At 67.3% G+C, this 26,927-nt stretch carries 24 protein-coding genes, 1 tRNA gene and 1 pseudogene; 13 read left to right on the top strand and 13 right to left on the bottom strand.

The genetic code is table 11. The features are described 5' to 3' along the window. Positions 1–354: 354 nt before the first annotated feature. Together HMPREF9006_RS05620 and HMPREF9006_RS05615 are read right to left on the bottom strand one after the other, a co-directional pair. Positions 355–1,038, bottom strand: coding sequence for a superoxide dismutase (locus HMPREF9006_RS05620; RefSeq protein ID WP_009212603.1), 684 nt, complete (start codon positions 1,036–1,038; stop codon positions 355–357). A 298-nt stretch (positions 1,039–1,336) separates the two neighbouring features. Next, the gene (locus HMPREF9006_RS05615; protein ID WP_009212602.1) at positions 1,337–2,314 is read right to left on the bottom strand and encodes a DUF808 domain-containing protein; all 978 of its coding nucleotides are present in this window, start codon (positions 2,312–2,314) and stop codon (positions 1,337–1,339) included. Positions 2,315–2,393: 79 nt separating this feature from the next. Here HMPREF9006_RS05615 and HMPREF9006_RS05610 point away from each other — a divergent pair, with 79 nt between their 5' ends. After that, on the top strand, positions 2,394–4,082 hold the full coding sequence (locus HMPREF9006_RS05610) for a methyltransferase (RefSeq protein WP_009212601.1): 1,689 nt from the start codon (positions 2,394–2,396) through the stop codon (positions 4,080–4,082). 61 nt (positions 4,083–4,143) lie between these two features. On the opposite strand, the gene HMPREF9006_RS11090 is transcribed toward HMPREF9006_RS05610, so the two are convergent. The 5 genes and pseudogenes from HMPREF9006_RS11090 to HMPREF9006_RS05590 all read right to left on the bottom strand — a co-directional run bounded on the left by HMPREF9006_RS11090 (position 4,144) and on the right by HMPREF9006_RS05590 (position 8,335). Beyond that, on the bottom strand, positions 4,144–4,881 hold the full coding sequence (locus HMPREF9006_RS11090; protein ID WP_442852145.1) for an ATP-binding cassette domain-containing protein: 738 nt from the start codon (positions 4,879–4,881) through the stop codon (positions 4,144–4,146). Between the two features lie 366 nt (positions 4,882–5,247). After that, positions 5,248–5,802 (bottom strand): annotated as a pseudogene (locus tag HMPREF9006_RS11085) (ATP-binding cassette domain-containing protein); the annotation flags it as partial. 462 nt (positions 5,803–6,264) lie between these two features. After that, positions 6,265–6,597, bottom strand: coding sequence for a DsrE family protein (locus tag HMPREF9006_RS05600; protein ID WP_009212599.1), 333 nt, complete (start codon positions 6,595–6,597; stop codon positions 6,265–6,267). Between the two features lie 87 nt (positions 6,598–6,684). After that, positions 6,685–7,113: a YjdF family protein gene (locus HMPREF9006_RS05595; protein ID WP_009212598.1), complete on the bottom strand. Its 429-nt coding sequence runs from the start codon at positions 7,111–7,113 to the stop codon at positions 6,685–6,687. Positions 7,114–7,309: 196 nt separating this feature from the next. Continuing rightward, entirely contained in the window at positions 7,310–8,335 is a 1,026-nt protein-coding gene (locus HMPREF9006_RS05590) for a DUF1266 domain-containing protein (RefSeq protein WP_009212597.1), read from the bottom strand. Positions 8,336–8,601: 266 nt separating this feature from the next. On the opposite strand from HMPREF9006_RS05590, the gene topA reads away from it, so the two are divergent. The 8 genes from topA (at position 8,602) to HMPREF9006_RS05550 (ending at position 18,584) form a co-directional block, all read left to right on the top strand. Next, a complete protein-coding gene (gene topA, locus HMPREF9006_RS05585; RefSeq protein WP_009212596.1) occupies positions 8,602–11,337 on the top strand; it encodes a type I DNA topoisomerase in 2,736 nt (911 codons plus the stop codon). 2 nt (positions 11,338–11,339) lie between these two features. After that, a complete protein-coding gene (gene tmk, locus HMPREF9006_RS05580; protein WP_034231209.1) occupies positions 11,340–12,140 on the top strand; it encodes a dTMP kinase in 801 nt (266 codons plus the stop codon). Further along, the gene (locus HMPREF9006_RS05575) at positions 12,137–13,330 is read left to right on the top strand and encodes a DNA polymerase III subunit delta' (protein WP_009212594.1); all 1,194 of its coding nucleotides are present in this window, start codon (positions 12,137–12,139) and stop codon (positions 13,328–13,330) included. The genes tmk and HMPREF9006_RS05575 overlap by 4 nt, the downstream gene beginning before the upstream one ends. A 35-nt stretch (positions 13,331–13,365) precedes the next feature. Then, positions 13,366–14,982, top strand: a complete 1,617-nt coding sequence (locus tag HMPREF9006_RS05570) for an alpha/beta hydrolase (protein WP_009212593.1) — start codon at positions 13,366–13,368, stop codon at positions 14,980–14,982. 115 nt (positions 14,983–15,097) lie between these two features. Further along, a tRNA-Thr gene (locus HMPREF9006_RS05565) sits at positions 15,098–15,170 on the top strand. Positions 15,171–15,540: 370 nt separating this feature from the next. After that, complete coding sequence (locus tag HMPREF9006_RS05560) at positions 15,541–16,011, top strand: Dps family protein (RefSeq protein ID WP_009212592.1); 471 nt, start codon at positions 15,541–15,543, stop codon at positions 16,009–16,011. Between the two features lie 233 nt (positions 16,012–16,244). After that, positions 16,245–17,294, top strand: coding sequence for a ferrochelatase (gene hemH / locus HMPREF9006_RS05555; RefSeq protein WP_373567042.1), 1,050 nt, complete (start codon positions 16,245–16,247; stop codon positions 17,292–17,294). 87 nt (positions 17,295–17,381) lie between these two features. Beyond that, on the top strand, positions 17,382–18,584 hold the full coding sequence (locus HMPREF9006_RS05550) for an aminotransferase class I/II-fold pyridoxal phosphate-dependent enzyme (RefSeq protein ID WP_009212590.1): 1,203 nt from the start codon (positions 17,382–17,384) through the stop codon (positions 18,582–18,584). Positions 18,585–18,638: 54 nt separating this feature from the next. Here HMPREF9006_RS05550 and HMPREF9006_RS05545 read toward each other — a convergent pair whose 3' ends face one another. Together HMPREF9006_RS05545 and HMPREF9006_RS05540 are read right to left on the bottom strand one after the other, a co-directional pair. After that, on the bottom strand, positions 18,639–19,931 hold the full coding sequence (locus HMPREF9006_RS05545; protein WP_009212589.1) for a chloride channel protein: 1,293 nt from the start codon (positions 19,929–19,931) through the stop codon (positions 18,639–18,641). After that, positions 19,925–20,383, bottom strand: coding sequence for a MarR family winged helix-turn-helix transcriptional regulator (locus tag HMPREF9006_RS05540; RefSeq protein ID WP_009212588.1), 459 nt, complete (start codon positions 20,381–20,383; stop codon positions 19,925–19,927). Before HMPREF9006_RS05540 ends, HMPREF9006_RS05545 begins: the two co-directional genes overlap by 7 nt. 228 nt (positions 20,384–20,611) lie before the next feature. On the opposite strand from HMPREF9006_RS05540, the gene HMPREF9006_RS05535 reads away from it, so the two are divergent. Then, positions 20,612–20,941: a histone-like nucleoid-structuring protein Lsr2 gene (locus HMPREF9006_RS05535; RefSeq protein WP_009212587.1), complete on the top strand. Its 330-nt coding sequence runs from the start codon at positions 20,612–20,614 to the stop codon at positions 20,939–20,941. A gap of 94 nt (positions 20,942–21,035) precedes the next feature. Here HMPREF9006_RS05535 and HMPREF9006_RS05530 read toward each other — a convergent pair whose 3' ends face one another. Together HMPREF9006_RS05530 and HMPREF9006_RS05525 are read right to left on the bottom strand one after the other, a co-directional pair. Next, entirely contained in the window at positions 21,036–21,485 is a 450-nt protein-coding gene (locus HMPREF9006_RS05530) for a DUF3060 domain-containing protein (RefSeq protein WP_009212586.1), read from the bottom strand. Between the two features lie 50 nt (positions 21,486–21,535). Continuing rightward, positions 21,536–22,741: an OmpA family protein gene (locus tag HMPREF9006_RS05525; protein WP_009212585.1), complete on the bottom strand. Its 1,206-nt coding sequence runs from the start codon at positions 22,739–22,741 to the stop codon at positions 21,536–21,538. 248 nt (positions 22,742–22,989) lie between these two features. On the opposite strand from HMPREF9006_RS05525, the gene HMPREF9006_RS05520 reads away from it, so the two are divergent. The 3 genes from HMPREF9006_RS05520 to ispD all read left to right on the top strand — a co-directional run bounded on the left by HMPREF9006_RS05520 (position 22,990) and on the right by ispD (position 25,215). Continuing rightward, on the top strand, positions 22,990–23,727 hold the full coding sequence (locus HMPREF9006_RS05520) for a phosphoglyceromutase (protein ID WP_034231207.1): 738 nt from the start codon (positions 22,990–22,992) through the stop codon (positions 23,725–23,727). Positions 23,728–23,996: 269 nt separating this feature from the next. Next, entirely contained in the window at positions 23,997–24,515 is a 519-nt protein-coding gene (locus HMPREF9006_RS05515; RefSeq protein WP_009212583.1) for a CarD family transcriptional regulator, read from the top strand. Beyond that, the gene (ispD, locus tag HMPREF9006_RS05510; RefSeq protein WP_009212582.1) at positions 24,499–25,215 is read left to right on the top strand and encodes a 2-C-methyl-D-erythritol 4-phosphate cytidylyltransferase; all 717 of its coding nucleotides are present in this window, start codon (positions 24,499–24,501) and stop codon (positions 25,213–25,215) included. Before HMPREF9006_RS05515 ends, ispD begins: the two co-directional genes overlap by 17 nt. Here the strand turns inward: ispD and HMPREF9006_RS05505 are convergent. Both HMPREF9006_RS05505 and HMPREF9006_RS05500 read right to left on the bottom strand, forming a co-directional pair. Beyond that, positions 25,212–26,036: a hypothetical protein gene (locus HMPREF9006_RS05505; protein WP_009212581.1), complete on the bottom strand. Its 825-nt coding sequence runs from the start codon at positions 26,034–26,036 to the stop codon at positions 25,212–25,214. The two genes, ispD and HMPREF9006_RS05505, sit on opposite strands and share 4 nt — an antisense overlap. After that, entirely contained in the window at positions 26,033–26,821 is a 789-nt protein-coding gene (locus HMPREF9006_RS05500) for a hypothetical protein (protein ID WP_198002542.1), read from the bottom strand. Before HMPREF9006_RS05500 ends, HMPREF9006_RS05505 begins: the two co-directional genes overlap by 4 nt. Between the last annotated feature and the right edge of the window lie 106 nt (positions 26,822–26,927).

Here is a 26,927-nt window from a genome sequence, read left to right as displayed (position 1 = left end):
GCGGGCGCGCCGAAGCGGGGGTGGTCTGGGTTTCAGCGGGGGCGCGGGCGCGCCGAAGCGGGGGTGGTCTGGGTTTCAGCGGGGGCATGGATATGAAACCGGAAGCGCCCGTGCCTTCCGAAACTGCCCTTCAAGCGGCGCGTATCGTGCAGCAGGGGTGGCCTGGGTTTCAGCGGGGGTCCCCCGCCCCCGCCCCGGCACTTGCCCGCCCGCCCCCGCACCCCGGGGCAAGCCCCCCCGCACCCCGGGGCAAGCCCCTCGCGCCCCGCCGCCCGTGACATCGGACTGACCCGCCATGCCGCGCACACGCAAAAGGGGCGGGACCTCGACGGTCCCGCCCCTTCGATCAAGCGATCAGTTCTTCCACCAACCCTTGACGGTCTCGAGAGCCTGCGAACCCAGGTCCGTCAGGCCCGCGTAAGCGTTCACCAGGCCGGAAGACAGGCGAGCGCCGTGGAAGCGAGATGCAACGTTCTCCCAGTTGACCAGGTTCCACCAGGCCTTGACGTAGTCGGCCTTGACGTTGAGGTAGTCCAGGTAGAACGCGTGCTCCCACATGTCAATCATGAGCAGCGGGACGGTCGCCACGGGGATGTTGCCCTGCTGGTCGGTCAGCTGGAAGGTCACCAGGCGCTTGGAAATCGTGTCCCATGCGAGCACTGCCCAGCCGGAACCCTGCAGCCCCAGGGCGGCGGCTGCGAACTGTGCCTGGAAGGACTCGAAGGAACCGAAGAACTCGCTGATGGCGGCGGCGAGCTCACCCTCGGGACGGGACGCGCCCTCGCCGGTCATGTTCGTCCAAAAGATCGAGTGGTTCGTGTGGCCACCCAGGTTGAAGGACAGGTTCTTCTCCCACAGGTTGATGGCGGCAAAATCGCCAGCCTCGCGCGCCGCGGCCAGCTTGTCCAGCGCCGCGTTCGCGCCGGCCACGTAGGCGGCGTGGTGCTTGTCGTGGTGCAGCTCCATGATGCGCCCGGAGATGTGGGGCTCAAGAGCGGAGTAGTCGTAGGGCAGATCCGGCAGGGTGTAGGCGGTCATGATGCTCCTTCAGTGGGTCGTCAGCGAATGTCTGCTACTCCCTAGGGTAGTACTTAGGTCCCGTGTTGCGAAGAGGTTGGCGACAACCTCCCGCGTGAGAGTACTCATGGACGAGGCCGGCAACCCCGCGCATGGACGAGGCCGAGGGGCACCCGCGCCGTCGGAATCACCCGCACCGTCGGAATCACCCGCACCGTCGGAATCACCCGCACCGTCGGAATCACCCGCGCCGCCGAGGACCACCCGCACCGGCAACCCCGCGCATGGACGAGGCCGAGGGGCACCCGCACCGTCGGAATCACCCCTGTGCGTGCCGACCTCGCATGGCGCTCACGGCCGCGGCCACGCCAACGACGAGCCACGCGAGAACGGCGCCCAGGGCGAGGCCGAACACGCCGGACAACGCGGTTTCCACCACCCACGACGTCGCCGCGCCCAGAGGCGAAACCGCGTGGACCGCACCCTCCAACAGGTGGTGGAACACGGAAAGCCCGACCTGGGAGAGGTTCTCGATGACCAGGTGACCGCCGACCCACAGCATGGCGACCGTGCCGACGATCCCGATGACGTTGAAAACATGCGGCATGACGCGCACGATCGAACGTCCGACGTTGTCCACCGGGCCGGGACGATTATCCGCCGGATCCAGGGCCCCGCGCGCCAGCTTGACACCGAAATCATCGGCCTTCACCAGCAGAGCAACCAGGCCGTAGACGAAGAACGTCATGAAGAAGGCTACCCCGATCAGCACCGCGACGCGCCGCACGCCCGACTCTCCCGCCAGTCCCGCCATCGACACCAGCATGATCTCGGCGCTGAGGATCAGGTCCGTGCGCGTCGCCGAGGCCACGATCTGCTTTTCCGCATCCTCCGCTCTCGCGGTGTCCTCATCGTCGTGGCCCCCGTGGTGGGAAGGCAGCCACCCGAGCTTCTCCAGGACCTTCTCCCCGCCCTCGAAGCACAGGTACGCGCCGCCCGCGACCAGGAGGACGGGCAGGACCTGGGGAGCGAGCCAGGTCAGGGCCAGCGCGACGGGCAGAATGATGACGAGCTTGTTGATGAGGGAACCGCGCGCGATCTTCGCGATGATCGGCAGCTCGCGAGCCGGACTGAGCCCCGACACGTACTGCGGGGTGACGGCCGTGTCGTCGATGACGACGCCGACTGCCTTCGAGGAAGCCTTCACCGCGCTCGAGGCGACATCGTCGATGGATGAGGCCGTGGCCTTCGCGAGGGTTGCGATATCGTCGAGCAGGGCGACAAGTCCGCCGGACATGAGCTTTCCTCCTATGGGCCTCGCGTGGGGCGCCTCGTTGGGTACCCGCGCATTGTACGCGCGGGGATACGCTTGAGTCATGACGACCTCCGTACCCGTCCCCGCCCTCGACCGCGACCTGATCGGCAAGCTTCGCGCCGACGCGATCGCCTCCCGCTGGAGCGTTGAGCACCTGCAGACCGTGCTCAGTGCGGCCGCGCTGGACGCGCTCATGCGCGACTCCCGCCTGCCCGCCCTCGTCGAACTCGCCGAGCAGGAAGACCCCGCGGCGACCCTCACGCGCTTCTTCATCCTCGGTGTGCCCGCGCGCGCCTCCGCCCTCGACCAGGCCCTGCCCTCCCTCGGCGCCCTGGGCCTGGAGGCCCTCGGCCTGGCCGCCGCCATTGACGAGGCCGACGCCATTGACGAGGCCGACGCCATCCTGGCTCTTCCCCGGTTGTGCGCCAAGCGCGCGGGAGCGCAGGAGGCCACGGCCAGGCCCGCCACCACCGTTCCGGCCATGACCGACCCCAGCGGCGAGGCCCCCGGCAGCGTCGAGGCGTCCGACCCGTGGATGCGCGCCCTCTTCGACCTGCGCCCGCACGCCGCCACGACGCCGGATGGGGACCACGAGTGGTGGGTGGCCTCGGACCTGTCGGAGGTGCAGACCGGCAAGCCGCTGTGCGACGACCACGTGCTCGGAATCGGCGGGGCGACGCTGACGCTGCTGGAGATGACGGTGCGCGAGAGCGTCGAATCGGCGCTGGACGTTGGCTGCGGCTGCGGCATCCAGGCCCTGTACCTCGCGACTCACGCGAGCCGCGTCGTCGCGACCGACCTGTCGGCGCGGGCGTGCGCGCTCACCCAGTTCAACGCGGCCCTCAACGAGGCCACCATCGACGTGCGCGAGGGCTCCCTCTTCGAACCCGTCGAGGGCGAAACCTTCGACCTGATCGTCACGAACCCGCCGTTCGTGATCACGCCGGACTCGGTGCGCGGCGCTGCGGGGCTGTTCGAATACCGCGACGGGGGCATGGACCGCGACAACCTCGTGCGCGCGGTCCTGCGCGAGGCGCCGGCCTGCATGGCGCGGGGCGGCACCCTGCAGATGCTCGCCAATTGGGAGATTCCGGGCGATCGCGACCCGGACACGCAGTGGTCCGGTCGCGTCGACGAGTGGCTCGAGGGGCTACCGGTCGACGCCTGGATCGTCCAGCGCGACGTGCTGGACCCGGCCAGATACGTCGACATGTGGATCCGCGACTCGGGCGGCCAACTCATGGATCGCGCCGACTACGAGCGGGCCTTCACCTCGTGGCTGGCCGACTTCCGTCGCGCGGGCACGGGAGCGATTGGCATGGGGTTCGTCGCGCTTCGTCGGCTCGACGAGGCCGAGGCCGCCTCGGGGGGCAGGCGAGCCTACGACCTGTCGCTTGACGGGCGCGTGCCCCGCGGGGCCGACGTGAGCTGGGCGCTGGCCTCCCTGCGCGGCCCGGAGCTGTGGGACACCGCGCTGACGCGGGCCTCCGATGTGCGCGAGGAGCGCCACTACGTGCCGGGAAGCCCCGATCCGGAGCTGCTGATCCTCCACCAGGGCGCGGGACTGGGCCGTTCCGTGCCCGTCTCCTCGGCCGTGTCCGCCGTCGTTGGAGCCTCCGACGGGGAACTCACGGTCGGCCAGATCGTGGCGGCCGTCGCGACGCTGACCGGCGCTCAGGCGCAGCAGGTGCGCGAGGAGGTTGAGGCGCCCCTGCGCGACCTGATCCGCTGGGGATTCCTCACGTTCTGAGCAGCCGCACCCGTGCTACCCCGTCGGCTTGCCCGCGAGGCCGCCGAGGCGTTGGATGCCCTCACCGCCCTCGCGTCCCACCGAGTCGATGGATCCGGCCCCACCATCGGGTGATCAGCCACTCGTCGTGAGTGGAGATAACCAGGGTTCCCTCCCACTCGCGCATTGACTCTTCGAGGGACTCCAGGGCGTCCAGGTCCAGGTAGTTGGTGGGCTCGTCGATCACGAGGACATGGGGGTTGGCGCGCGCCGCCCACGCCAGCTGTGCCCTGCGCTGGTTTCCCGCGGAGAGCTCGCCGAGCGGCCTCCTCCACGCCGCCGGGGGGACGAATCCCCTTCCTGCCTCCCCGATGCCCAGGTGCCACGCGTCCTCGGGGATCAGGGGGTCGCCGGGCCGGGGGAGCACCTGGGGCACGAAAACGACCCCGGGGGCGGCGTCGATGCTTCCGTGCGCCCCGCCGGGGGCCCCGCGTGCGATCCACTCCAGCAGGGTGGTCTTGCCCGACCCGTTGGGACCCGCGACGAGGAGATGCTCGCCGTAGCGCGCCTCGAAGGAGGTCGGCGCGAGACGTCCCTCCACCGACGCGCCGCGGACGGACAACGCGATGCACGTTGCGCCTGGGTGTGAAGGTGTCCCACCCGTGGTGGTCCCGCTGGCGTGGGGGAAGGAGAACGCCAACTCGTCGTAGCGGGGCTTGGGGACTTCGCGGGCCGCGAGGACCGTCAGCCTCCGGGAGTCGTCGTTGATGCGCCGCGTCGAGGTGGCCTGGGCGCGGTCGGCGTAGTACTTCTGCGCCATCCTCGTCTCCGTGCGGGGCTTGAAGCGCGCATGCCCCACCACCGCCGAATCCCGCTGGTGGGCAGCGAGTCGACGTTTCATTGCCTGCTGCTCCGCGTAGATGGCGATGTGCCGCGAGCGTGCGGCGGCCTTGTCGCGCAGGTAGTCCGAGTAGGATCCGCCCACCCTGTACGCCCCGAAGCCCGCGGGCTCTCCCTCGGAGATCGCAACCGCCCGCCACGGCGTCGGATCCAGGTCGAGCAGCGCCGTCGCCGTGCGCTCAATGAAGGCCCGGTCGTGGCTGGTCATGAGCACCGGCCCCTGCCAGTCGTCGATCGTGCGCGCCAGGTGCTCGCGCCCGTCAGCGTCCAGGTGGTTCGTCGGTTCGTCCAGGACGAGCGCCTCCGGTCGATCGACGAGGATGAGGGCCAGGCGCAGGCGGGCGCGCTGCCCCGGGGAGAGGGATGCGAGGGGTCGGGAGCGGTCGAGGCCTCCCAGGGCGAGGGCCTCCAGGGTCTGTTCGAGGCGCGTGTCGATGGTCCACGCGTCCCGCGCGATCATCGCCGCTAGGACGCGGTCGTACTCCGCTTCGTCGCGCGGAGAGGGGCCCTGGGCGAGGCGCTCGGTGAGGAAGTCGAAGCGCGCCGCCAGCCCACGGGTGCCCGACGTGGCGGTATCGATGAGGTGTGCGACGGTGCGGGCCTCCCGTGCTTCCGCGGGCGGGGGGAGCGGCGTGGACCTCGTCAGCGCGGGTGGAGGGGGTACTGATGACGGTGGGACCTCTGCGGGCGGCGATGCCTGGAGGGACGCCGAGGCCGGTGGGGCGCTGACCGTCCCGGAGTCCGGCTCGAGCTGCCCGGCTGCCAGGGCGAGCAGCGTTGACTTGCCGATCCCATTGGGGCCAACGACGACGAGGCGCTCGGCGGGCCCACACGTGAAAGAGACGTTGCTCAGAACATGACGCGCGCCATAGGAAAAGAAGACGCGGGAAAAGACAATCGTAGACATAACACACCTGGGGGAGGAGGGACGAGGGGCGCTATGTCAGGAGTCCATGGGCCCATTGTACCGGGAACGGCTCATTCGTGGGGCGGAGTCCGTCGGGAGGCCGCGAGGCCGCCGTCTCCCGGGGAGTCGTCGTGGGCGTTTGCACTGGGAAGGGCGGGGAGGAGGCTCAAGCCTCCTCCCCGCCCCGTGAACATCAGTGAACTACTTCCACATGACTCCTTCGTCTGGTTGGGCGAGTGCTCCCGCGTTATCACCGCGCTGTTGGTGGCGTTACCTGGCTCCTTCGGTGGTCTGTGCGGGATTCCCGCCTCCCTTTTGTCTGACAACAGTTACTGTAGGATGCCAACCTTGGGGAATGGGCGAAGGAAGCCTGGAGAATCCTGGGATTTCGAGCCGTCACGGCTTGATGTACGTGGCCCCGTCCTTCGTCCACTCGCGGATCGCGGGGATGGCGGCGGGCACTTGCCCCAGCCACTCGGGCAGCGTGCCGTCGACGAACTCGTGGTTGGCCAGCGACCTGGCGCAGGCGAAGAAGTCCACGCCAGCACGGGCCGCCGCCTCCATCTGCGCAGTCCAGTCGTTTGCGCCCTGGAGCGCGTAGACTCCAGTGCCGTTCACGATGACGACGATCCCGTGAGCCAGGCCGAGTTGCGTGAGGTTGCCGAGGTTCGACAGCGCCGCGGGCCAGCGGGCGACGTCAGAAACGTGAAGAATGTAGTCGTAGCTCATAGTGCTCTCTTCCGTGGGAATGACGTGGCGTCAGTGGAGTCCCCGTCGGGGTACGGGGAAGGCTACCGCGCGGGGATGGGACGGCCGCTAGTGACCCCGGTGTCGTGCTTTTGCCTTCTCACGTTCGAGTCGGTACTTGGCATCTGCCGCCTCCCGTTTCTTCTGCTTGGCGTCCGCGGCTCGGCGCTGCGCCCAGCGCTCGCGGTCTGCGTGGATTGCCGCTTGCGAAGCGGTCGATGGGCGCCCCCGGTGGGCGAGGCGGGACGCTTGGCGCTGCGCGCGCTTGGGATTGGGGCGCTTGGTGCGGCGCTCGAGGTCGGCAGAAACAACGGCTGCCTCATCGAGCCGGCGTGTGAGCGCGTTGGCGTGGGCGAGGAAAAACTCATACAGTTCCGCGTCCGAGGGCTGCGTGCCAAACACGATCCGAACCGCCTGGACGCGGCCCGCCTCGTGGCGCTCAATGACGACCACCCAAAAGCGGCCGTCGAAATACAGTGTGGACTCCGTCTTCATCATGTGTCTCCAGGTACACCAAAGTGGACCTGATGACGCCGGATTCTGCGCTGGGCAGCGACGGATGCGGGGCATCGTCCAGACTTCCTACTGGACCGTGCGATTCGCGTACCAGGACTGACGCTTCATTGTACGTCCGGTTTCCCCAGATCCGTCACTTCGTGGCCGCAGGAGAATACGGACGAGGGGTGAGCGTGCGTTAGTTGACGATCGGCTTGCCGCCGATGGACATGGGGGCACGGGTGCGTGCCTGCGTGTCGAGATCCCTCTCCCAGGCCGAGGCATCCTCCCAGTTGGCTGAGGAGAGGAGGCGCAGGGCGCCGATCTCTCCGAGGGCGTCCAGCAGGAGGAAGCGGGGAGCGGGGTAGGGGGCGTCCCACGGGATGGCTGTCCACACGCCATTCTTGCCCAGCAGGAACTCGCCGCGGTTGCGATCGTGCAGGTCGTTGGCGGCCTCCCGCGCCTGCCCTTCGGCGGCCCACAGCCAGCGGGTGGTGCGGAATGCCTCCCAGGTCTCGTCCCACGACGAATAGTAGGACTGGAGGGCGCGGTTGATGGCCGCGAGGGTGTCGAAGGCCTCGTCCTCGCTGAGCCACCCGGCGGATGCGCCCGCGCGGGTCAGGTTGGCGGCGCGGATGAAATCCCACGCGGCGAACTCCAGGGATTGCAGGCCGCGGTCGTTGGCCTGGAATCGGTGGATCTGCCAGAGCCTCTCCCAGTCCTGCGTCGACACGTCCGCGGTCTTGCGCAGGCGGGAGATCTCGGCCTCGGCCCACGACTGATTGGCGCAGCGCTTGCGCAAAAACGCGAAGTCCTCGCGATGACCGTCGCGCAGGAGCGAGTAGAGCTGGCGCAGCAGCTGCTTCCTATCCGTGATGTCCCAGTCTCGCTTGAGCATCTCCTTCGTGGCCGCGGGGTCGGACACGCTCAACACGTTGAGCGTGTCTCCGTTGCACAGCGCGTAGGGGAAGGACGGGGCGAGCAGGCGCGCCGTCGGGTCCGTCGTCATCGAGGAGCGAGTCCCGCGCAGGTGCGGCGTGTGATGCTCGTTGAGGTCATTCCACTCGCTTTCCTGCCCCGCCTTGCGCACGTCTTGAGGCGCGGGTGCGGCTCCCTTCGAACGATTGATCGCCGTCTTGATCCTGTTCGACACCAGCGCGAGTGCCACGAAGAAGATCGCGAGCCACACGGGGGAGGGAACCTGGGAGAGGATGTTCTCAATCACGATGACGATTGTGCATGATCGGCGGTGACTTACACAAGCCAGCGGACGACCGACGCCACGGGGAGCCCGGGCCAGCCGCGTCCTCGCACGCGTGAGAATCGGACATCGCCTCGGCGCTGTCAACCCCGCGCCGCGTGAGACGCGCGGATATCACCTGCGGTACCCAGATGAGCGCCGGACACGGTAAGGTCCTTCCCAGGTGCGTCTCCGGGTAAGAGAGCCGCGGGGATGCTACAAATGCTGGGGAAGAACGGGAAGGGACGGCAATGTCAGCGACGAAGCTCGTGATCGTGGAGTCTCCTGCGAAGGCTGCCACCATCGAGGGATACCTGGGCCCCGACTACCATGTGACCGCCTCGATCGGTCACATCCGCGACCTACCCCAGCCCTCCGAGCTACCCAAGGATATGAAGAAGGGGCCCTTCGGACGCTTCGCCGTCAACGTCGATGACGGCTTCACGCCCTACTACGTGGTGAACCCCGACAAGAAGAAGAAGGTCACCGAACTCAAGAAGCTCCTCAAGGAGTCCGACGAACTCTTCCTGGCAACCGATGAGGATCGCGAGGGAGAGGCCATCGCGTGGCACCTCCTGCAGGTCCTCAAGCCGAAGGTGCCCGTGCGACGCATGGTCTTCCACGAGATCACGAAGGAAGCGATCCAGCGGGCACTGGACAACACGCGCGACCTGGACACGGCGCTGGTGGACGCCCAAGAGACGCGCCGCATCCTCGACCGCCTCTACGGCTACGAGGTCTCCCCCCTGCTGTGGCGCAAGATTCGCCCGTCCCTGTCGGCGGGTCGCGTCCAGTCGGTGGCCACGCGCCTCGTGGTCGCCAGGGAACGGGACCGCATGGCCCACGTGAGCGCCGAATACTGGTCGATCGACACGGCCTTCACCTGCGCCGGTCAGGCCTTCAGCGCCCGCGTGACCTCCGTCGATGGGGCGGCGATCGCGACGGGCTCGGACTTCAGTGAGAAGGGCGAGCTGAGTGCGAAGGCTCTCAAGGCCGGCGTTCTCCACCTCGACGAGGCCACGGCCCGCTCCTACGCCCGCGCGCTCACTGACGCCCCGGCCTCGGTCGTCGACTCCGTGACCCGCAAGCCCTATCGGCGCCGCCCGGCCGCCCCCTTCACGACCTCGACCCTGCAGCAGGAGGCTTCGCGCAAGCTGCACTGGAATGCATCCTCGACCATGCGCACCGCCCAGTCCCTCTACGAGTCCGGCTACATCACGTACATGCGTACCGACTCCACGGCGCTGTCGGGGCAGGCCATCCACGCGGCCCGCGAGCAGGCCACCCAGCTCTACGGGGCCGAGGCCGTGGCCGAGGCTCCGCGCACCTACGGAACCGCGTCGAAGGGCGCGCAGGAGGCCCACGAGGCGATCCGACCCGCCGGGGACCACTTCCGCACGCCGGGCGAGGTGGCCTCGTCCCTGTCCAAGCAGCAGCTGGCCCTGTACGACCTGATCTGGAAGCGCACGGTCGCCTCCCAGATGGCCGACGCGCGCGGGTACACGGCGACGATCCGCGTGCTCACGGGCATCAACGTTGACGGCAAGCGACACGATGTCCTCTCGTCGGCCTCGGGCACCGTCATCACCGCCCCCGGGTTCCGCCTGGCCTACGAGGAGGGGCGCGACCAGGGCCGATACGAGGCGGAGAAGAGCGACGCGGAGAAGACCCTGCCCGACGTGGCCGAGGGCGACGCCGCCTCCCTGACCCAGGCGACCCCCGCCGGGCACGAGACGCAGCCCCCGGGGCGCTACACGGAGGCCACGCTGGTCAAGACCATGGAGGAGCTCGGCATCGGACGCCCCTCCACGTACGCGGCCACGATCCAGACGATCGGCGACCGCGGATACGTCACGCACCGCGGCCAGTACCTGGTCCCCACGTGGCTGGCATTCTCGGTGACGCGCCTGCTCGAAGAGAACCTCGCGAACCTCGTGGACTACGACTTCACGGCCTCCATGGAGGGCGACCTGGACCGCATCGCGGCGGGGGAAGAGAACGGAACGGAGTTCCTCTCCGGCTTCTTCTTTGGCCCCGACGGTTCGGGCGAGACGGGAGGCCTGCGACACGACGTGGCCTCCCTGGGAGACGACATCGACGCGCGCGCCGTCAACTCCATCGACCTGGGGCGCGGGGTGACCCTGCGCGTGGGCCGCTACGGCCCCTACATGGAAAAGGCCGACGGCACGCGCGCGAACGTTCCGCCGGAGGTGGCTCCGGACGAGCTGACCGACGAGCTCATCGACCAGCTCTTTAGCCGGGCCGCCGACGACGGGCGCGAGCTGGGCGTCGATCCCGGCACCGGCCACACGATCATCGTGAAGGACGGGCGCTACGGTCCCTACGTCACCGAGGTCCTTCCCGAGCCCGAGGGGGATGCCGGCGCGAAGGCCAAGAAGGGCGCGGTTAAGCCCAGGACCGCGTCCCTGTTCAAGACGATGGACATTTCCACCGTGACCCTTGCCGAGGCCCTCCAGCTGCTCTCCCTGCCGCGCGAGGTGGGGGTCGACCCGGCCTCGGGCGAGGTCATCACGGCGCAAAATGGCCGCTACGGTCCCTACCTGAAGAAGGGGACGGACTCGCGCACGCTGGCCAGTGAGGACCAGCTCCTGACGATCACCCTGGACGAGGCCCTGGCGATCTACGCTCAGCCCAAGACTCGGGGTCGAGGCGTGGCCCGTCCGCCGCTGCGCGAGTTCGGCGAGGACCCGATCTCCGGCAAGAAGGTCACCGTTAAGGACGGGCGCTTCGGCCCCTACGTGACCGACGGTGAGACGAACGTGACCGTCCCGCGGGCGGAAACGGTCGAGGACCTGACGGCCGAACGCGCCTACGAGCTCCTGGCCGACAAGCGAGCCAAGGGGCCCGCCCCCAAGCGCGCGCGCAAGACGGCGGCAAAGAAGACGACGACGAAGAAGAAAACGGCGGCGAAGAAACCCGCCGCGAAGAAGACGCGCGCCAAGAAACAGGCGGCGACGAAGGAATGACGATGGCAGCGCGAGGAGTGTTCATCACTTTCGAGGGCGGCGACGGCTCCGGCAAGTCCACGCAGATCCTGGCGGTGCGCGACTGGTTCGCGAGTCGCGGACGCGAGGTCGTTGTCACCCGCGAGCCGGGCGGCACCGAGCTGGGGGCGGAGATCCGTCGCCTGGTGCAAAACGGGCCTGAGGACGTGGATGCGCGCACCGAGGCGCTTCTGTATGCGGCGGACCGTGCCTACCACGTGACCACGGTCGTGGCCCCCGCCCTCGAGCGCGGCGCGGTCGTGCTGGGGGACCGCTACATCGACTCCTCCCTGGCCTACCAGGGGGCGGCCCGCTCCCTGGGCGTCGACGAGATCTCGTCCCTGTCCGCGTGGGCGACCCGCGGCCTCTACCCCTCGCTCACGTTCCTCCTGGACCTGCCCCCCGAGGTCGGGCTGCGGCGCCATACCGACGCCCCGGACCGCATGGAGCGCGAGTCCATGGACTTCCACGAGCGCGTCCGCCACGAGTACCTGCGCCTGGCCGACGCGGAGCCGGATCGCATCGTCGTCATCGACGCCGTCGGCACCGTCGAGGAGGTGTTCTCCGAGATCCGCGGGGTCCTCGTCGAACGCTTCGAAGGTGGGGTGGCCACCATTGACGAGGCCGCGGACGTATCCGCGGAAGCCGCGAGGGACGCGGGGGAGCCGGCACCCGACGCCGGCCGCTCCCCGCGCACGGGAGGCGGCGAGACGCCCTCCTCCCGCAAGCCCGCGACCATGGTTGGCGCCCTCGGGGAATCCCAGGGTGCCCTGTGGGATGAATGATGAGCGTCTGGTCCTCCCTGGTCGGACAGGATGATGCGGTCGCTAAGCTCAGCGAGGCCGCGGCCAGCGCGCGCGCGATCGTGGCTTCCAGGGCGGGTTCGGCCGCCTTGGAAGACGCTCGCTCGATGAGCCACGCGTGGCTCATCACCGGCCCCCCGGGATCCGGACGATCCGTGGCCGCGCGGGCCTTCGCGGCGGCCCTGCAGTGCACCGGCGAGGAGGTCGGCTGTGGAACGTGCCCGGGGTGCCGCACGACCACGGGGCGCACCAATGCGGACGTTCTCTTCGTCGCGACGGAGACCTCGATCATCAACGTTGAGACCGCGCGTTCCCTGGTCCTCCAGGCCCAGTCGTCCCCCTCCCAGGGGCTGTGGCGCGTGATCGTCGTCGAGGACGCGGATCGCCTGGGTGAAGCGGGGGCGAACGCCCTGCTCAAGGCCATTGAAGAACCCCCCGAGCACACGGTCTGGCTCCTGTGCGCCCCCAGCCCGGAGGATATGATCGCCACGATCCGGTCGAGGTGCCGCCACCTCGGCCTGCGCATCCCCACCGCCAACGCGGTCGCGGACCTCCTCGTGCGCGAGGGCGTGGCCACCCCCGAGGTTGCCCTCGAGGCCGCGCGAGCCGCCCAATCCCACATCGGCCTCGCCCGAGCGCTGGCCGCCGACCCCGAGATGCGAGCGCGCAGGCGCGCCATCGTCACCGCTCCCGCCTCGGTGCGAAGCGTCGGAGAGGCGGTGCTCGCCGCCGAACGGCTCCTGGAGACCGCCAAGGCTCAGGCCGACGCGCAGGTCAGCGAACGCAACGCGCGCGAGAAAGCGGAGCTGCTGCGCCAGCTCGGGATGGAGGAGGACGAACGCGCCACCAAGGCCTCGCGCACCCTCATCCGCCAGCTCGAGGAGGATCAGAAGCGCCGCTCCAAGCGCGCGCTCACGGACGCGATCGACCGCGCCCTCATCGACCTGCTCGCCATCTACCGCGACGTCCTCATGACGCAGGTGGGTGGAGACGGAGAACTCATCAACACCGACCTGGCCGACCTGGTCCGTTCGATCGCGGCCGAGTCGACTCCCCGCCAGACGCTGAGCCGCGTCGACCACATCGAGACGGCGCGGCGGCGGCTGAAGTCGAATGGAAACACACTCCTCGTCCTGGAGGACATGGCGATCTCCCTGCGGCCCCAGGCGTAAAACTAACCCCCGCAATCTCCGTTACAATCGGGGCCATGAAGACACGCTCCATCGCGGCCGTCGCCGTCGCGATCCTCGCCGTCGTCGCGATCGTCCTGACAGTCCTCGGCTACTACGGGACTCAGCACAGGGGACCCGTTCCGGCAGCGACGGCCACGTCGTCGGCGCCTCCGATCCCGGTGCAATCCGGATCGACTCAGGCGTACTACGAGCAGACCATCACGTGGGGCGCGTGCGCATCCGGCACCTTCGGCTCCTTCCAGGGGGTGGACTCCTCCGACGCCAGCGAGTACCAGTGCGCCTTCCTGAAGGCGCCCCTCGACTGGGCGCAGCCCGACGGCAACCAGATCTCGTTGGCCCTCGCCGTCCACCGCTCCGGCTCCAAGAACGCCCCCGCCCTGTTTATCAACCCGGGCGGACCCGGCGGGGCGGTCGTCTCCGCTCTTCCCTACTACGCGAGCCAGGGACTGGGTGAGTCCGTCGTCAACGCCTACGACATCATCGCCCTCGACCCGCGCGGGGTGGGCGACTCCACCCCCGTCTTTTGCCTGAGCGACGACGAGAAGGACAAGCGAAACGCGGGCGAGGACGGCGCGAACGACACCGGGGATGAGTCCCCCCAGTCGGCCATCGAAGCGGCCCAGGAGGACTCGCGCACCCTCGCCGCCGGATGCAAGGAGCGTTCCGGTAGCCTCTTCGAACACATCGACACCGTCAGCGCGGCGCGCGACTTCGACATGGTGCGTGCCGTCCTCGGTCAGGACACCCTCAACCTTCTCGGATACTCCTACGGCACGTTCCTGGGGGCCACCTACGCCGGGCTCTTCCCCGAGCGGGTCGGCCGCTTCGTCCTCGATGGTGCCCTCGATCCCTCCCTCAGCGTCAACGAGGTCGCGGCCCTGCAGATGCGCGGCCTGGACGCTTCCCTCCAACAGTGGATCAGCGACTGCGCCACCCAGGCCTCGTGCCCGATGGGACGCAGCCGCGACGAGGGGATCGAAACGGTCCGTTCCTTCCTGGACTCTCTGCAGGACAAGCCGCTGCGCACGTCGAACCCGGATCGCCCCCTGACGGAGAACCTGGCCGTGACCGCCATGACCGGAGCCATGTACAACACGCAGTGGTGGCCCCAGCTCACCCAGGCCTTTGCCTCCGCGTGGCGCAGCGGGGACGGCAGCGCCATGCTCGCCATCGCCGACACGCTCAACTCGCGCAACGAAGACGGCACCTACGAGGACAACTCCTCCGACGCGATCAATGCGATCAACAACCTCGACTATGCGCCCGAGGGAACCAGCGAGCAGTGGGCCGCCGAGGTGGACTCCCTCAGGAAGGACCTGCGGATCCTCGGCAAGTACGTGGGCTACCCGTCGGCGGCCCTCGAAGCGTGGCCCACGCGCCACGCCCCGCGCTCGCGCATCACCGCGCAGGGGGCGGCGCCCATCGTCGTCATCGGGACGACCCACGACCCGGCCACCCCGTACTCGATGGCTCAGGGGCTCTCCGGTCAGCTGGCGAGCGGCGTCCTCGTGTCGGTCGAAGGCTGGAATCACACGGCATACAGGCGCGGCGCGAACCCGTGCGTCGTGCGGGCCGTCGAAGACTACCTGGTCAAGGGCACCGTCCCCTCCGACGGGCTCATGTGCCAGTAGGTGCGTGACCCACGACATCCCTCAGGGGGGTGTCCTGGTTTGCGCTCGCGGCACACATTCCAGTACAGTTGTGCCGTTGCCTGCGCGCCCCGGAGACGGTGGAACGGCAGGCTCGGCCGCCTTAGCTCAGTCGGCAGAGCGATTCACTCGTAATGAATAGGTCGTGGGTTCGATTCCCACAGGCGGCTCGGATGCGCCCACCCCGCTCGGGGTGGGCGCTCGTGTCTTCTCCCCCGCGCATGTCTGGATGCGGGTGTCGAGGCGCAGCCGAGTCGCGGGCAAGCCGTGGCTCGCCGGGGCGGACGGGACCGTGAGGTAACCGCGGCCTCGACCAAGATTGGTAAGGCGCTCCTATCCACCTGTCGCGTGCGAGCCAACGGCGGTATAACGCGCGCTTTCGGCGTTTTATTCCCGGAAGTGGCCGCGCCGTGAAACAGGCAACGAACGGCGAGTTAGGACTAGAAAATGCGGGACCAAAGGACCAAGATGGATGTGACCAAGAGGCGGTCCCGCGAGGGTAGGTCCGCCACGTAACAACACGAGCGAAGGAGAATCAACATGACCGTTGAGTCCACTGGTTTCAAAGCTTCCGACGTCCTCGCAGGCAACCTGCAGAAGGTCCTCACCGACGTGACGGCGCTGTCCCTCGTGGGCAAGCAGCTGCACTGGAACATCACGGGCGACGGATTCCGTTCGCTGCACCTCTTCCTCGACGATGTCGTTAACATCGCGCGCGAGGCCTCCGACGAGGTCGCCGAGCGCATGCGCGCCATGCAGGCCGTCCCCAACGGCCTGCCTGAGGTCGTGGCGCAGCGCAACACCCTGCCCACGGTGCCCGAGACGATCATCAAGACGGACGATGCCGAGGAGCTCGCCGTCGCCGCGATCAACGCCACCGTCGCCACCATGCGCGACGTCCACGAGAAGGTCGACGCCGAGGATTCGGCTTCTGCGGATATCCTCAACGACTACATTCGTCGCCTTGAGCAGCAGGCATGGTTCATCCGTTCGCAAAACGGCCAGGCCTGAGCCTACCCTTCACGGCCGGGGTGTGAGCCTGCCCGGCTCGCCACAGCACCGGGGTGTCCCGCCTAGGAGGCGGGACACCCCGGTCCCGTTGAAGGCTCGGCTCCCGTGGGGCAAACCGGGAGGGTCGGCGTGCCCCGCCCCGCGCTCGTCCAGGCGCTCACCCGAGCTCCACCCGTGGGCGGAGGTGACACCCCGTCAGCGACACGCGGGACCGCGATCACTACGCTGGAGGCGTGATGAACTCCCAGGACCCCGAGGTCGCCGAGGCCTCCCTCGCCGCAGCCGCGCCCTCCCGCCCCGACGACGCCGTCGCCCTCGTCCTGGTTAACCTCGGAACCCCGAGCGCTCCCGAACCCGGACCGGTGCGCGCCTTCCTCCGCGAGTTCCTGTCCGACCGGCGCGTCATCGAGATGAACCCGTTCCTGTGGAAGCCGATCCTCGAAGGAATCATCCTGCGGGTGCGCCCCCGCGAGGTGTCCCGCAAGTACCGCAGCATCTGGCTGGAGCAGGGCTCGCCCCTCATGCACTACACCCGTGAGCAGGCGCGCCTCCTCGGCGAGCGCCTTCCCGGCGTGCGGGTGGAGGTTGCCATGCGATACGGTCAGCTCTCGATCGGCGCCGCGTTGGATCGCCTGCACGCCCAGGGCGTGCGCCGCGTGGCCGTGCTTCCCGCCTACCCCCATTATTCGGCGACGACGGTCGCGTCGATCAACGACGCCGTGTGCGCCTGGATCGGACGCAACCGAGACGGATTCGAGATGCGCCTGCACCGCTCGTTCCCAGCCTCGCCCGCCTACATCGACGCGCTCGCCGTCGCGCTGGAGGCCCACTGGGAGCGCGAGGGGCGCCCAAACTTCCTGGCCGGAGAGCGCGTGGTCGTCTCCTTCCACTCGATTCCCGTGGCGATGGATCAGGCGGGCGACCCTTACCGCGCCGAATGCCGTCGAACCGTGGCGGCCCTCGAAGCTCGGCTCGGGCTGCCGATGGGGACGCTCACTGCGACATTCCAGAGCGTCTTCGGCCGCGCCGAGTGGCTGGGACCGCAAACAATCGAGGAAATGGCGAGGCTCGGTGGCGAGCACTGCCCCCGCGTCGACGTCATATGCCCAGGATTTACGGCCGACTGCCTGGAGACGCTGGAGGAGATCGACCAGCTCAACCGCGAGACCTTCACCGAGGCGGGGGGCGGGGACTACCACTACGTGCCGTGGGCGAACGCGTCGGATGGGGCCGTGAGCGCCCTGGAGGAACAGGCGCGCATCGCGCTCGCGGGTTGGATCTAGGGCGTGCGCGCCGACCCTTTGCTGTCACAATCGACCGGCGGACGAACCGATCCGGCGCGGGGGCTGAACGCCTCGTAGCGTGAGGGCATGGACTCCCCCGACTGTCACGACCTTGCAACGCTGGCCATTCACATCGGCTGTGCGCCGGATCCGGTGACCGGCGACGTCGTTCCCCCGATCCACGTCGCCTCCACCTACGTTCAAGACCGGCCCGGGCAGCTGCGCGACGGCTACGAGTACGGCCGCTGCGCTAACCCGACGACCAACGCCTTCGCGGGGGCAATCGCGGCCCTGGAAGGCGCGCGGAACGGCTTCGCTTTCCCGTCCGGAATGAGCGCGGAAGACACGCTCATTCGCCTGCTGGCCAGACCGGGGGATCAGGTCGTGCACTCGACCGACGTGTACGGGGGCACGCACAAACTGCTCAGCGTCATCAAACCCGCCGAGGGCATCGCATCGGAGTCGGTGGATCTGACCGACGTGGACGTGGCGGCGTGCGCGATTCGGAGGGCTCGCCCCCAGATCGTCTGGGTGGAAACCCCGTCGAACCCGTTTCTCACGGTGACCGACATCGCCGCCATCGCGGAGCTGACTCACGAGGTGGGCGGCCTGCTGGTGGTCGATAACACCTTCGCGACCCCCGTTCTGCAGCGTCCCCTCGACCTGGGAGCGGACGCCGTGGTGCACTCGACCACGAAGTACGTGGCCGGGCACTCGGACGTCGTGGGAGGGGCTTTCGTGCTGCGCGATGACCTGACACTCCCCGCCCACGTCACCCCCTTCTTCGACGAGGCGGATGCGGCCGCGGAGGCGGTCAAGCTGCAGATGACGCTCGGGCACGTGCCCTCCCCGCGGGACACCTACCTTGCGCACCGGGGCCTGAAGACGCTCGCTCTACGGGTCGAGCGACACTGCGAGAATGCGCAGAGGGTCGCCGAGTACCTGGCCGAGCACCCCAAGGTCACCTCCGTGCACTACCCGGGCCTGGCCTCGGACCCGGGTCACGGGATTGCGCGGCGCCAGAATCCGCGAGGCGTGGGCGGGGTCCTCTCCTTCCAGGTGGCCACCGAGGAGGCGGCCATCCGCCTGTCGACGCGTACGCGCCTCTTCACGCTGGCGGCGTCGCTGGGCGCTCCGGAGTCCCTCATCGAGCATCCTGCGATCATGACGCACTCGACGCGCGCGGGCGGCGTGGGCGGGGTGCCCGGGACGCTGCTGCGCCTGGCGGTGGGCCTGGAGGACGCAGGGGACCTGATCGCGGACCTGGAACAGGCGCTCGCGCAGATATGATCGTGACGAGGGGGAAGCAGCATCGGTCGAATGACGCAGGTCCGCCGGGCCTCCTCACCGCCCGGATTCGTCCGTGAACCGCGGGGATCCAGGTGCTGAGCTCGCGGTGAGACTTCCCCGGGAGTGCCTGCGGGCAAGCCAGCTGGCGGCTGCGGTGGCGCCACCGACCGCGAGAACCGCGGGCACGAGGATCGTGGCGCCCTCGCCGGTGAACTCGATGACCAGGATGAGGCCGGTGAAGGGGGCCTTCATGGATGCGCCGAGGAAGGCTGCCGCGCCCAGGAACGCGAAGGCCGCAACCTGTGATCCCGGCCATGCGGCGGCCCAGGGCAGTCCGATGACGGCCCCGAGACCCGCCCCCAAGGCAACCGCGGGAGTCAGGACGCCGCCCCAGCCGCCGGAGCGAATCGTCGCGAGGGTTGTGGCGGTCTTGGCAACGAGGACAAGCGCGGCGAGGGCGACGCCGGCTCCTGCGGCCCAGGCGGCGTCGAACTGGGTTTGGGCGCTGGCCTGCCCGTTTCCGAGCACCGAGGGCACCCGGGTCGAGACGAGGCCGACGAGAGTGAAGCAGAGCGGCATGGCGACGAGGAGGCGCCAGTCGCGTGGGCGAGCCGAACCGAGGGAGGCGACCACCCGGCGAAACACCCACCCGGCCGCCCCCAGGAGCGGACCGACGAGCGCCCCAAACACTGTGAGAGACAGGGAAGGGGTGAGGGGGGGAAGCGAGTAGAAGAAGGCGGGCCTGGTGAAACCCGTCGACAGGAGGACTGCGATGGAAGAACTGACGAGGGCGGGTGCGACGGCGCGCGCGGATCGGGAGACGAGGAGGACCTCAAGGGTGTAGATGGCTCCCGACAGCGGAATCGAGTAGACGGCCGCCAGTCCCGCGCCTGCTCCGCAGGCGACGATGATCCTGCGGTCCTGCGCGCACAGGCCGAGCCGATCGGCCGCCGCGGCGGCGAGCGCTGCGGCCATCTCTCGGGGGGCGACCTCGCGTCCGACCGAGGCCCCGAGGCCGACGATGACGATCTGGGTGAGGGCGTGCCACACGGCCCGAAGAGGAGGCATCGGCGTGCCCTCCACCGCGGCGCCGACCGACGTGATCGTCTGATTGCGCCGGAAGAGGAAGAACCAGGACAGCGCGCCGATCACTCCGGCCAGGGCGAGGACTCCGACGCGGCGAGCGGGGGAGGCGGCGCTCACGGCCTGCAGGAGCGTGCCCGAATGCATGTTCCAGGCCAGCGCCTGGATCCAATGCAGCAGGTGAATGCACGCCAGGCCGACGAGGCCGGCAATGATGCCGGTGGCCACGGTGGCTGCAGCGAGGCGGCGGGTGTGGCTCAGCACAGTGAATCCTCGTCAAGGCGCGCGCTGACCCTGGAGAAAAGGGAGGTGAGCACGGACACCTCTTCGGGTGTGATGTCGTCGAGGAACAGGCGGCGGATGACGGCGCGCTGGATGAGCGCAGCCTTGTCGAAGAGAGTCTTTCCGTCGAGCGTGAGGAAGACGAGGCCGCCGCGCCCGTCGCCCTGACAGGGGCGGCGCTCGATGAGTCCGCGTGATTCGAGGCGCTTCATCGTGTGCGTGAGGCGCGAACGTGAGAAGACGACCCGATGGGCCAGCACGGAGGGGCGGATTCCCTCCTCTCCCGCGCGGTCGGTCATGAGCAGGACGGAGTATTCGGGCATGGAGAGTCCGGCCTGCCCCTTGAGTGCCGCTTCGATGCGTTCGGTGAGGCGCGCGGTCGCCGTGAAGTAGAGTTCCCAGGCTGCTGCGCGGGGGTGGTGTGCTCGGCTCACTGCTTCTCCTCGTGTCGTGCTCCTCACCGGCGAGGCCGATGACGACCTCGCGGGCGGCTACGAGTATAACTTTCAATTACCCACAGCTAGAAATCAGTGCAGCGTAACTCACGTTCGGCGCGTGAATGGGATGATGAGAAAGATATGGCGAATTGCGTTAATCTGATTTCATTGAATTCCATGTTGATAGGGATCTGGAATTCTTGGAACGCATGAAGGAGTGAGTACATGAAGAAGACGACGAAGATTGTGGAAGTTGTCGATGATTTCGATGGATCGCCCGCCGATCAGACGGTCCGATTCGCATTCAATGGCGCCTCGTATGAGATCGATCTGAGCCGCGAGCACTTTGAGGAATTCGCCGAGGCCATCCAGCCCTACATCAAGGCCGGGCGCAAGACCGGTTCCACTCGCCGCCGCGGCAACGCAGGAAACCCGACGCAGCGTCTCGAGAACGCGAAGATTCGTGCGTGGGCTCTCGCCGAGGGGCATCAGGTCTCGGACCGCGGGCGCATCCCCGCCCCGATCGTTGAGGCCTATCGCAAGGCCAACGCCTGAGGAGCCCAACGGATTGGGGCGCGCAGTTTCCTGCGCGCCCCAATCGCTGCACTATCTGGGGGCCGCGCATCGCGCGGCCCCCAGATAGTTTTCGTCAGTTCTTCGTGACGGTGTTATTTGTTCCGGAATCGCTCATGACATGGGGAGCGTTTCCGTTGTCGTATTCGATGACGTTGTTGGAACCCGTGAAGCTCACGTGCTGAACAGAATCCACATCGATGTGGTTGTTGGAACCACTGACGGTGATCTCGGTGACGTCGTCGCCGTCAACCTCGAGGTTGGATCCATTAATCACCACCTTCGTGGTTCCGTCCGGAATGCGCACCTTGGTGCCGGAATCGTTGATCGTGAAGGGCGCGGAAGCGTCCGTCTTCTGGTCGGAACTCGCCGAGGAACCCGATGCCTCGGGCGAGGCGGCGGCTGTGGGGCTGGAGGACTCGGTGGAAGAGGGGCTGGAGGAGGGCGAGTTGATGACGCACCCGCTCAGGGCGGCGGACGAGATCGCAACGGCGGCGGCCAGCGGGACGAGGGACTTCAGGGACATGTTGTCTCCGTTTCGTAGGTCGGAATTGGGTTGCTTCGTGCCACAGGGTACTAGAAGGCGGGGATGTAGATTTCGACGCGGCGGTTGAGGGCGCGTCCGGCGGGGTTGTCGCTTCCGTCGGGGTTTTCGTTGGGGGCCACGGGTTTGGTTTCGCCGTAGCCGGTGGCGTCGAGGGTCGCGGTGACGCCGTTCTTGCTGAGGTCGTTCATGACGGCGTTTGCTCGGTCTTCGGAGAGTTTCTGGTTGAAGGCTTCGTCGGAGACGGAGTCGGTGTGTCCGTAGATGTGTGCGGCGGGGACTTTGGCGTTGTTGAGGACGGTGGCGAGTGTGGAGAGGGTTTGGGCGGCGTCGGGTCGGATGTCGGACTTGCCGAAATCGAAGAGGATGCTGTCCTCGAGGGTGATGACCGTCCCGCAGGACTCCACCGGCTTCAGTGACTCCACCGGCGGGAACTTCCCGAGCGCAGGGAGCGGCTCAACCCTGGGTGCGTCCGTGATCGTCACCCCGTTCACCAATGCCGTACCGTCACCATAGTTGATGATCGACAATGTTCCATCGCTATAGCTGCCCGATCCATCTCTATTGTTATAGATTGTTGTTTTCCCGACCGCGTAGTTGCCCGAGCCATCGCCGTTGTTGACGATACTCTCGTCGGTCTCGGAGTTGGAGTAGTTGCCGTAGCCGCGGCTGTCAATGAAGACGCTGACCGGCCCGGCGGAGTATGTTCCCCCACCGTCCGAAAGGATAAACAGGGACACCTGGGTGTCGGAGTTGACGTAGGACCCGCTGCCGTCACCGCCGTAGATGATGGTGATAGGGCCTTCGACGATCGAGCCTGCGCCGTCTCCGTTGTTGATGACGAGTCCGTCTCCTGTCGAGGTTGATGCTGAGCCGTCGCCGCCGAAGACCGTGCTGCCCGAGATGAGGACGTTGCCGTCGCACTTGGCGGGGGAAACCGTGATGCCCGGGACGGACTGGAGGGATGAGGAGGCGGTCTGGATGACGGCCTTGTCCGCGTTCGAGGCGAACACATCCATGGAAGGGACAGTGAAGAGGGGGACCGGGGGGATCTCGCCGGGGCGATACCCCGGCACCGTCGGCACGGTGTCGGTTGAGGCGGACGGGGAGGGAGTGGATGCTGCCGCGCTCGGCGAAGCCGCAGAATCGTGGGGCTTCGAGGCCGCGCAGGCACCCAGCGTGAGGGTGGTCGCGGCGAGGAGCGTGAGAACTGTCAGGGAGGAGCGCGCAGTATTCATGCCCCTACCGTACGGGAAAAATACAAGATGGACAATGATCCGGTAAGTGTCGAAAACGCCGGTATTTCAACGTTCTGAGGTGAAAGTCAAGAGGTCAGTTGGGCAGTCGCCGGGAATGTGCCTGGGGGTCGAGCATGGATCGCGATTCTCCTTCGCATTCGCGGGGTTGCGGCACCGCGGCCCATTCTGTGGCGTGATCAACGACACGGGGTGTGGGAGTCGAGACGCGCCTGTGGAACAATAGAGACATGAGCTACAAACTGGTGCTGCTCCGCCACGGCGAGAGCGAATGGAATGCAAAGAACCTCTTCACCGGTTGGGTGGATGTTCCGCTGTCGGACAAGGGCCGCGCGGAGGCTACTCACGGTGGCGAGCTCCTCAAGGAAGCCGGAGTGAAGCCCGACCTCCTGTTCACCTCGATGCTGCGTCGAGCCATCATGACCGCCAACCTGGCGCTCGATGCCGCTGATCGTCACTGGATCCCCGTCGAGCGCAACTGGCGCCTCAACGAACGCCACTACGGTGCGCTGCAGGGCAAGAACAAGAAGGAAATCCGCGACGAATACGGCGAGGAACAGTTCATGCTGTGGCGCCGCTCCTTCGACGTTGCCCCGCCAGCCATCGAGGCGGGTTCGGAGTTCTCTCAGGACGCCGATCCGCGCTACGCCGGCGAACCCGTTCCCATGAGCGAGTGTCTGAAGGACGTCATCGCGCGCCTGCTCCCCTACTGGGATGCGACGATCGTTCCGGCCATCAAGACCGGTAAGACCGTCATGATTGCCGCGCACGGCAACTCCCTGCGCGCCATCGTCAAGCACCTGGATGAGATCTCCGACGCGGACATCGCCGGCGTCAACATCCCCACCGGCATCCCGCTCGTGTACGAGCTCGACGAGGAAACCCTCAAGCCCATCAAGAAGGGCGGCACCTACCTGGATCCCGAGGCCGAGGCCAAGATCGCCGCGGTCGCCAACCAGGGCAAGTGAGCGACGCGCAAGCCCCGGCCTCGTCCATCAGACGAAGCTGGGGCTTCGCCGTCGAATCGGTGCGGACATGGCGCGACTCCCAACGCGCCGGTCGCACCGCTTCTTCCCCGGAGCGGGGCGCCTGAACGCCGGGTGAGACACGCGCCGATGTTCGTTTGTGTCGCTATGGCGATGAGTGTAGTGTTGAGCTTTCACACTGTCTGGGCGCTATACGACTCTCAGCTGGTAGAATGGGTGTGCTGTCCACGCAAGCATCCAGGAGTTCTTCCATGTCGTTCGAAATCGGTCAGACGGTTGTCTACCCGCACCACGGTGCTGCCACGATTGAAGAGGTCATGACGCGCACCATTCGCGGTGAAGAGCGCACCTACCTGAAGCTGCGTGTCAACCAGGGGGACCTCGAGATTCAGGTCCCCGCAGAGAACGTCGACATGGTCGGCGTACGCGACATTGTTGACGAGGACGGGCTCGAGGAAGTCCTCTCCGTCCTGCGCGCCCCCTACGTTGAGGAACCCACGAACTGGTCTCGCCGCTTCAAGGCGAACCAGGAGAAGATTGCCACGGGTGACATCGTGAAGGTCGCCGAAGTCGTGCGCGACCTGACTCGCCGCGATGATCTGAAGAAGTTGTCCACGGGCGAGAAGCGCATGCTGACGAAGGCCCGCTCCATCCTGACCTCCGAGCTCGCCCTCGCCCGCAACATCGAGAAGACAGCGGCGGCCGAGCGGCTCGATTCCGTTCTCGCCGAGGGGCGCATCGAGATCGAGGACGATGCCCTTGCCCAGTGAGGTGCGCGCGGTCCTCACGGCCGCGGGGTCCGGATCTCGTCTCGGCTGCGAGTGCCCCAAAGCCCTCGTCGAATTGTCGGGTCGCCCCCTTGTGTGGTGGGCGGCCCGAGGCCTACGCGCCGGGGGAGTGGGCGCGATCGTCGTGACGGCCCCGGCCTCGTCGATCGAGGAGTTTCGCAGCGCCCTGTCCGATATCGACGACCTCACCGTCGTCGCCGGCTCCGATCGCTCGCGTCAGGAATCCGTGGCCCTCGGCCTGACTGCGCTCGGGAAGCGCGAGCCGGACTCGATCGTCCTCGTGCACGACGCGGCCCGGCCTCTGACGCCCCCCGAGGTGACGCGCCGCGTCATTGGCGCTGTGCGCGGCGGGGCGAGGGCCGTCATCCCCGTCCTTCCCGTCACCGACACTCTCAAGACCGTGGACGCCTCTGGCGTGGTCGTCGGCACGCCTCGCCGCTCCGACATGGTCGCCGTGCAGACTCCGCAGGGCTTCCGCTGGGACGTCCTCATTCGCGCGCACGAGGCGGGCGCCTCCCTGGGCGCGGACGAGGCGGCTGCTGCCACGGACGACGCCGGCCTCGTCGAGGCCATCGGAGCTTCCGTTCAGACCGTTGCCGGAGATGAGCTCTCCCTGAAGGTCACGCGCCCCCTCGACCTGGCCATCGCGCGCCTCCTCGCCGACGCGGAGGCCCACCCCTAGAACCTGGGCGGAGCGCTGCCGCGTAGGATGGCTCGCACGACCGCGACGCCGTCCCTAGTGGCGAGCACGTCGCGCTGGTCGGCGTTGGCAACGAAGTAGCGCATGATGCGCTCCAGAGCCACAAAGGATAATCCCAGATCCGTCAAAAGCAGGCGAGAGATGCCCTTCTCGCCGTCTGCCTCCCAGTGAAGATCGGTGACCCCCGCGCGGGTCGTCCCCATGTAGGGTGCTGCAGCCCAGTCTGTCATGATAAGGCTGGGAGAAAGAGTTGGGTTCGCGACGATGACTCCGGCCGGGTGAAGAGCGATCCTCTGGCGTTTAAATTTCTCTGGTTGAGGGAAAAAGACGGTTGGTTGCTTGAGGAACAAGGAGCCGAGCATAAAGACTGTGCCGACGGATAGGGCAAATCCGTGTTTGGGACTCGATGAGAACGCAAGCGGAATGAGGGAAATGACAATACCGCTGATCCCCCACGCGAATCCGGCGGAACGTAGGCGCGCGACGGTGGTGTCCGCGATGAGCTCGATCTCGCAGACCACGCGCTCGTCGTCGTACCTGGCGAAGACAATCCGTGGCTCACGCATGGGGGAGCGGGCATACGCGATGGCGGTGGGAACGAAGCAGATGAGAACGATAAGCGCAATGGCGAGGCTGTGGACCAGCATGCGTGGGGCGTTTCCCTGTGCCACGAGAACAATGAGGGGGATCGTAGCGGCGATACCGAGGGCGTACAGGAGGACCGACACGCCCCATGCCCGCCGTCTGATGACGTCCGCCTGGTGGGGATCCAGCGGCCGTCTTACGAAGCGCAGAGCAATCATGCCGAGCCTCCCGCTGTGATGATCTCGGCGACGAGGTCGATGCCCCCTGGGGTCCCAAGGATCGCGCGGTCTTCAGGGTGGGTGTTGAAGTGATTAATGATCCGCTTAAGCTGCCAGAATCGTAGGGGTAACCCCATCGTGTCGAGGCGCAGCGTACCCTTGATGTCGCGAGCGGATACATGTAGCAGGTTGTAGCTGTCGTAGGTTGTCTTCACCTGCTCGATGCCCTCAATGCGCGGCTGCTTGTCCCACGGGATTGTGGTGGCGACATCGCTCAGGAGTGGATGAATTCCCAGGTGGGTGGGCGTGAGGGTGATGATGGGTGAGTGGTGGATGTTGGACGGCCGATATGGCGTTCGCCGGAGCAGAACATAACCCAAGAACGAAAACGAGATGCCGAGGACGATGCCGCCTACGCTGTCGGGTCGAAGCACGTAGAAGACGATAGCCGCCGGTCCCCATGTCGCGACGGCGATCATGAACACGTAGCTGACCCGAATGGCCGTGAGGGTGGGATAAACTGCCACCCCTCCCTCATCAATGTGAACCGTTGGGCCCCTGTGGTCGAGCCACAGTCGATGTAATCCGAGGCCGGTCGCCAGGAGCGTACCGAGCAATGAGTAGAACGTCAACAACATGGTGATGCTCATTGAGACGTATCTGCTCAGGAAAACGCCGATGACAGTGGACGCAGCAAGCACGCATGCAACCTTGATCCAATTGCTCGCTCTACTCTGATTCTCATCCACTTCAGACGTGTCGATCAGACGTGCCGTAGTCACCACGATTCTCCAAACATGTAGTAGGGGAGGTGTGCCAGGTCGATGGAATGGTGTTTCACCTGTGGCGCTTCGATGCGTGCGACGTGAGGCGTACTCTCCCACGGGAAAC

It is taken from the genome of Actinomyces sp. oral taxon 180 str. F0310 (assembly GCF_000185285.1).
Lineage (GTDB): Bacteria > Actinomycetota > Actinomycetes > Actinomycetales > Actinomycetaceae > Pauljensenia.
The sequence above is the reverse complement of the archived record's forward strand: the minus strand, read 5'-3'. Positions and strand labels throughout refer to the sequence as shown.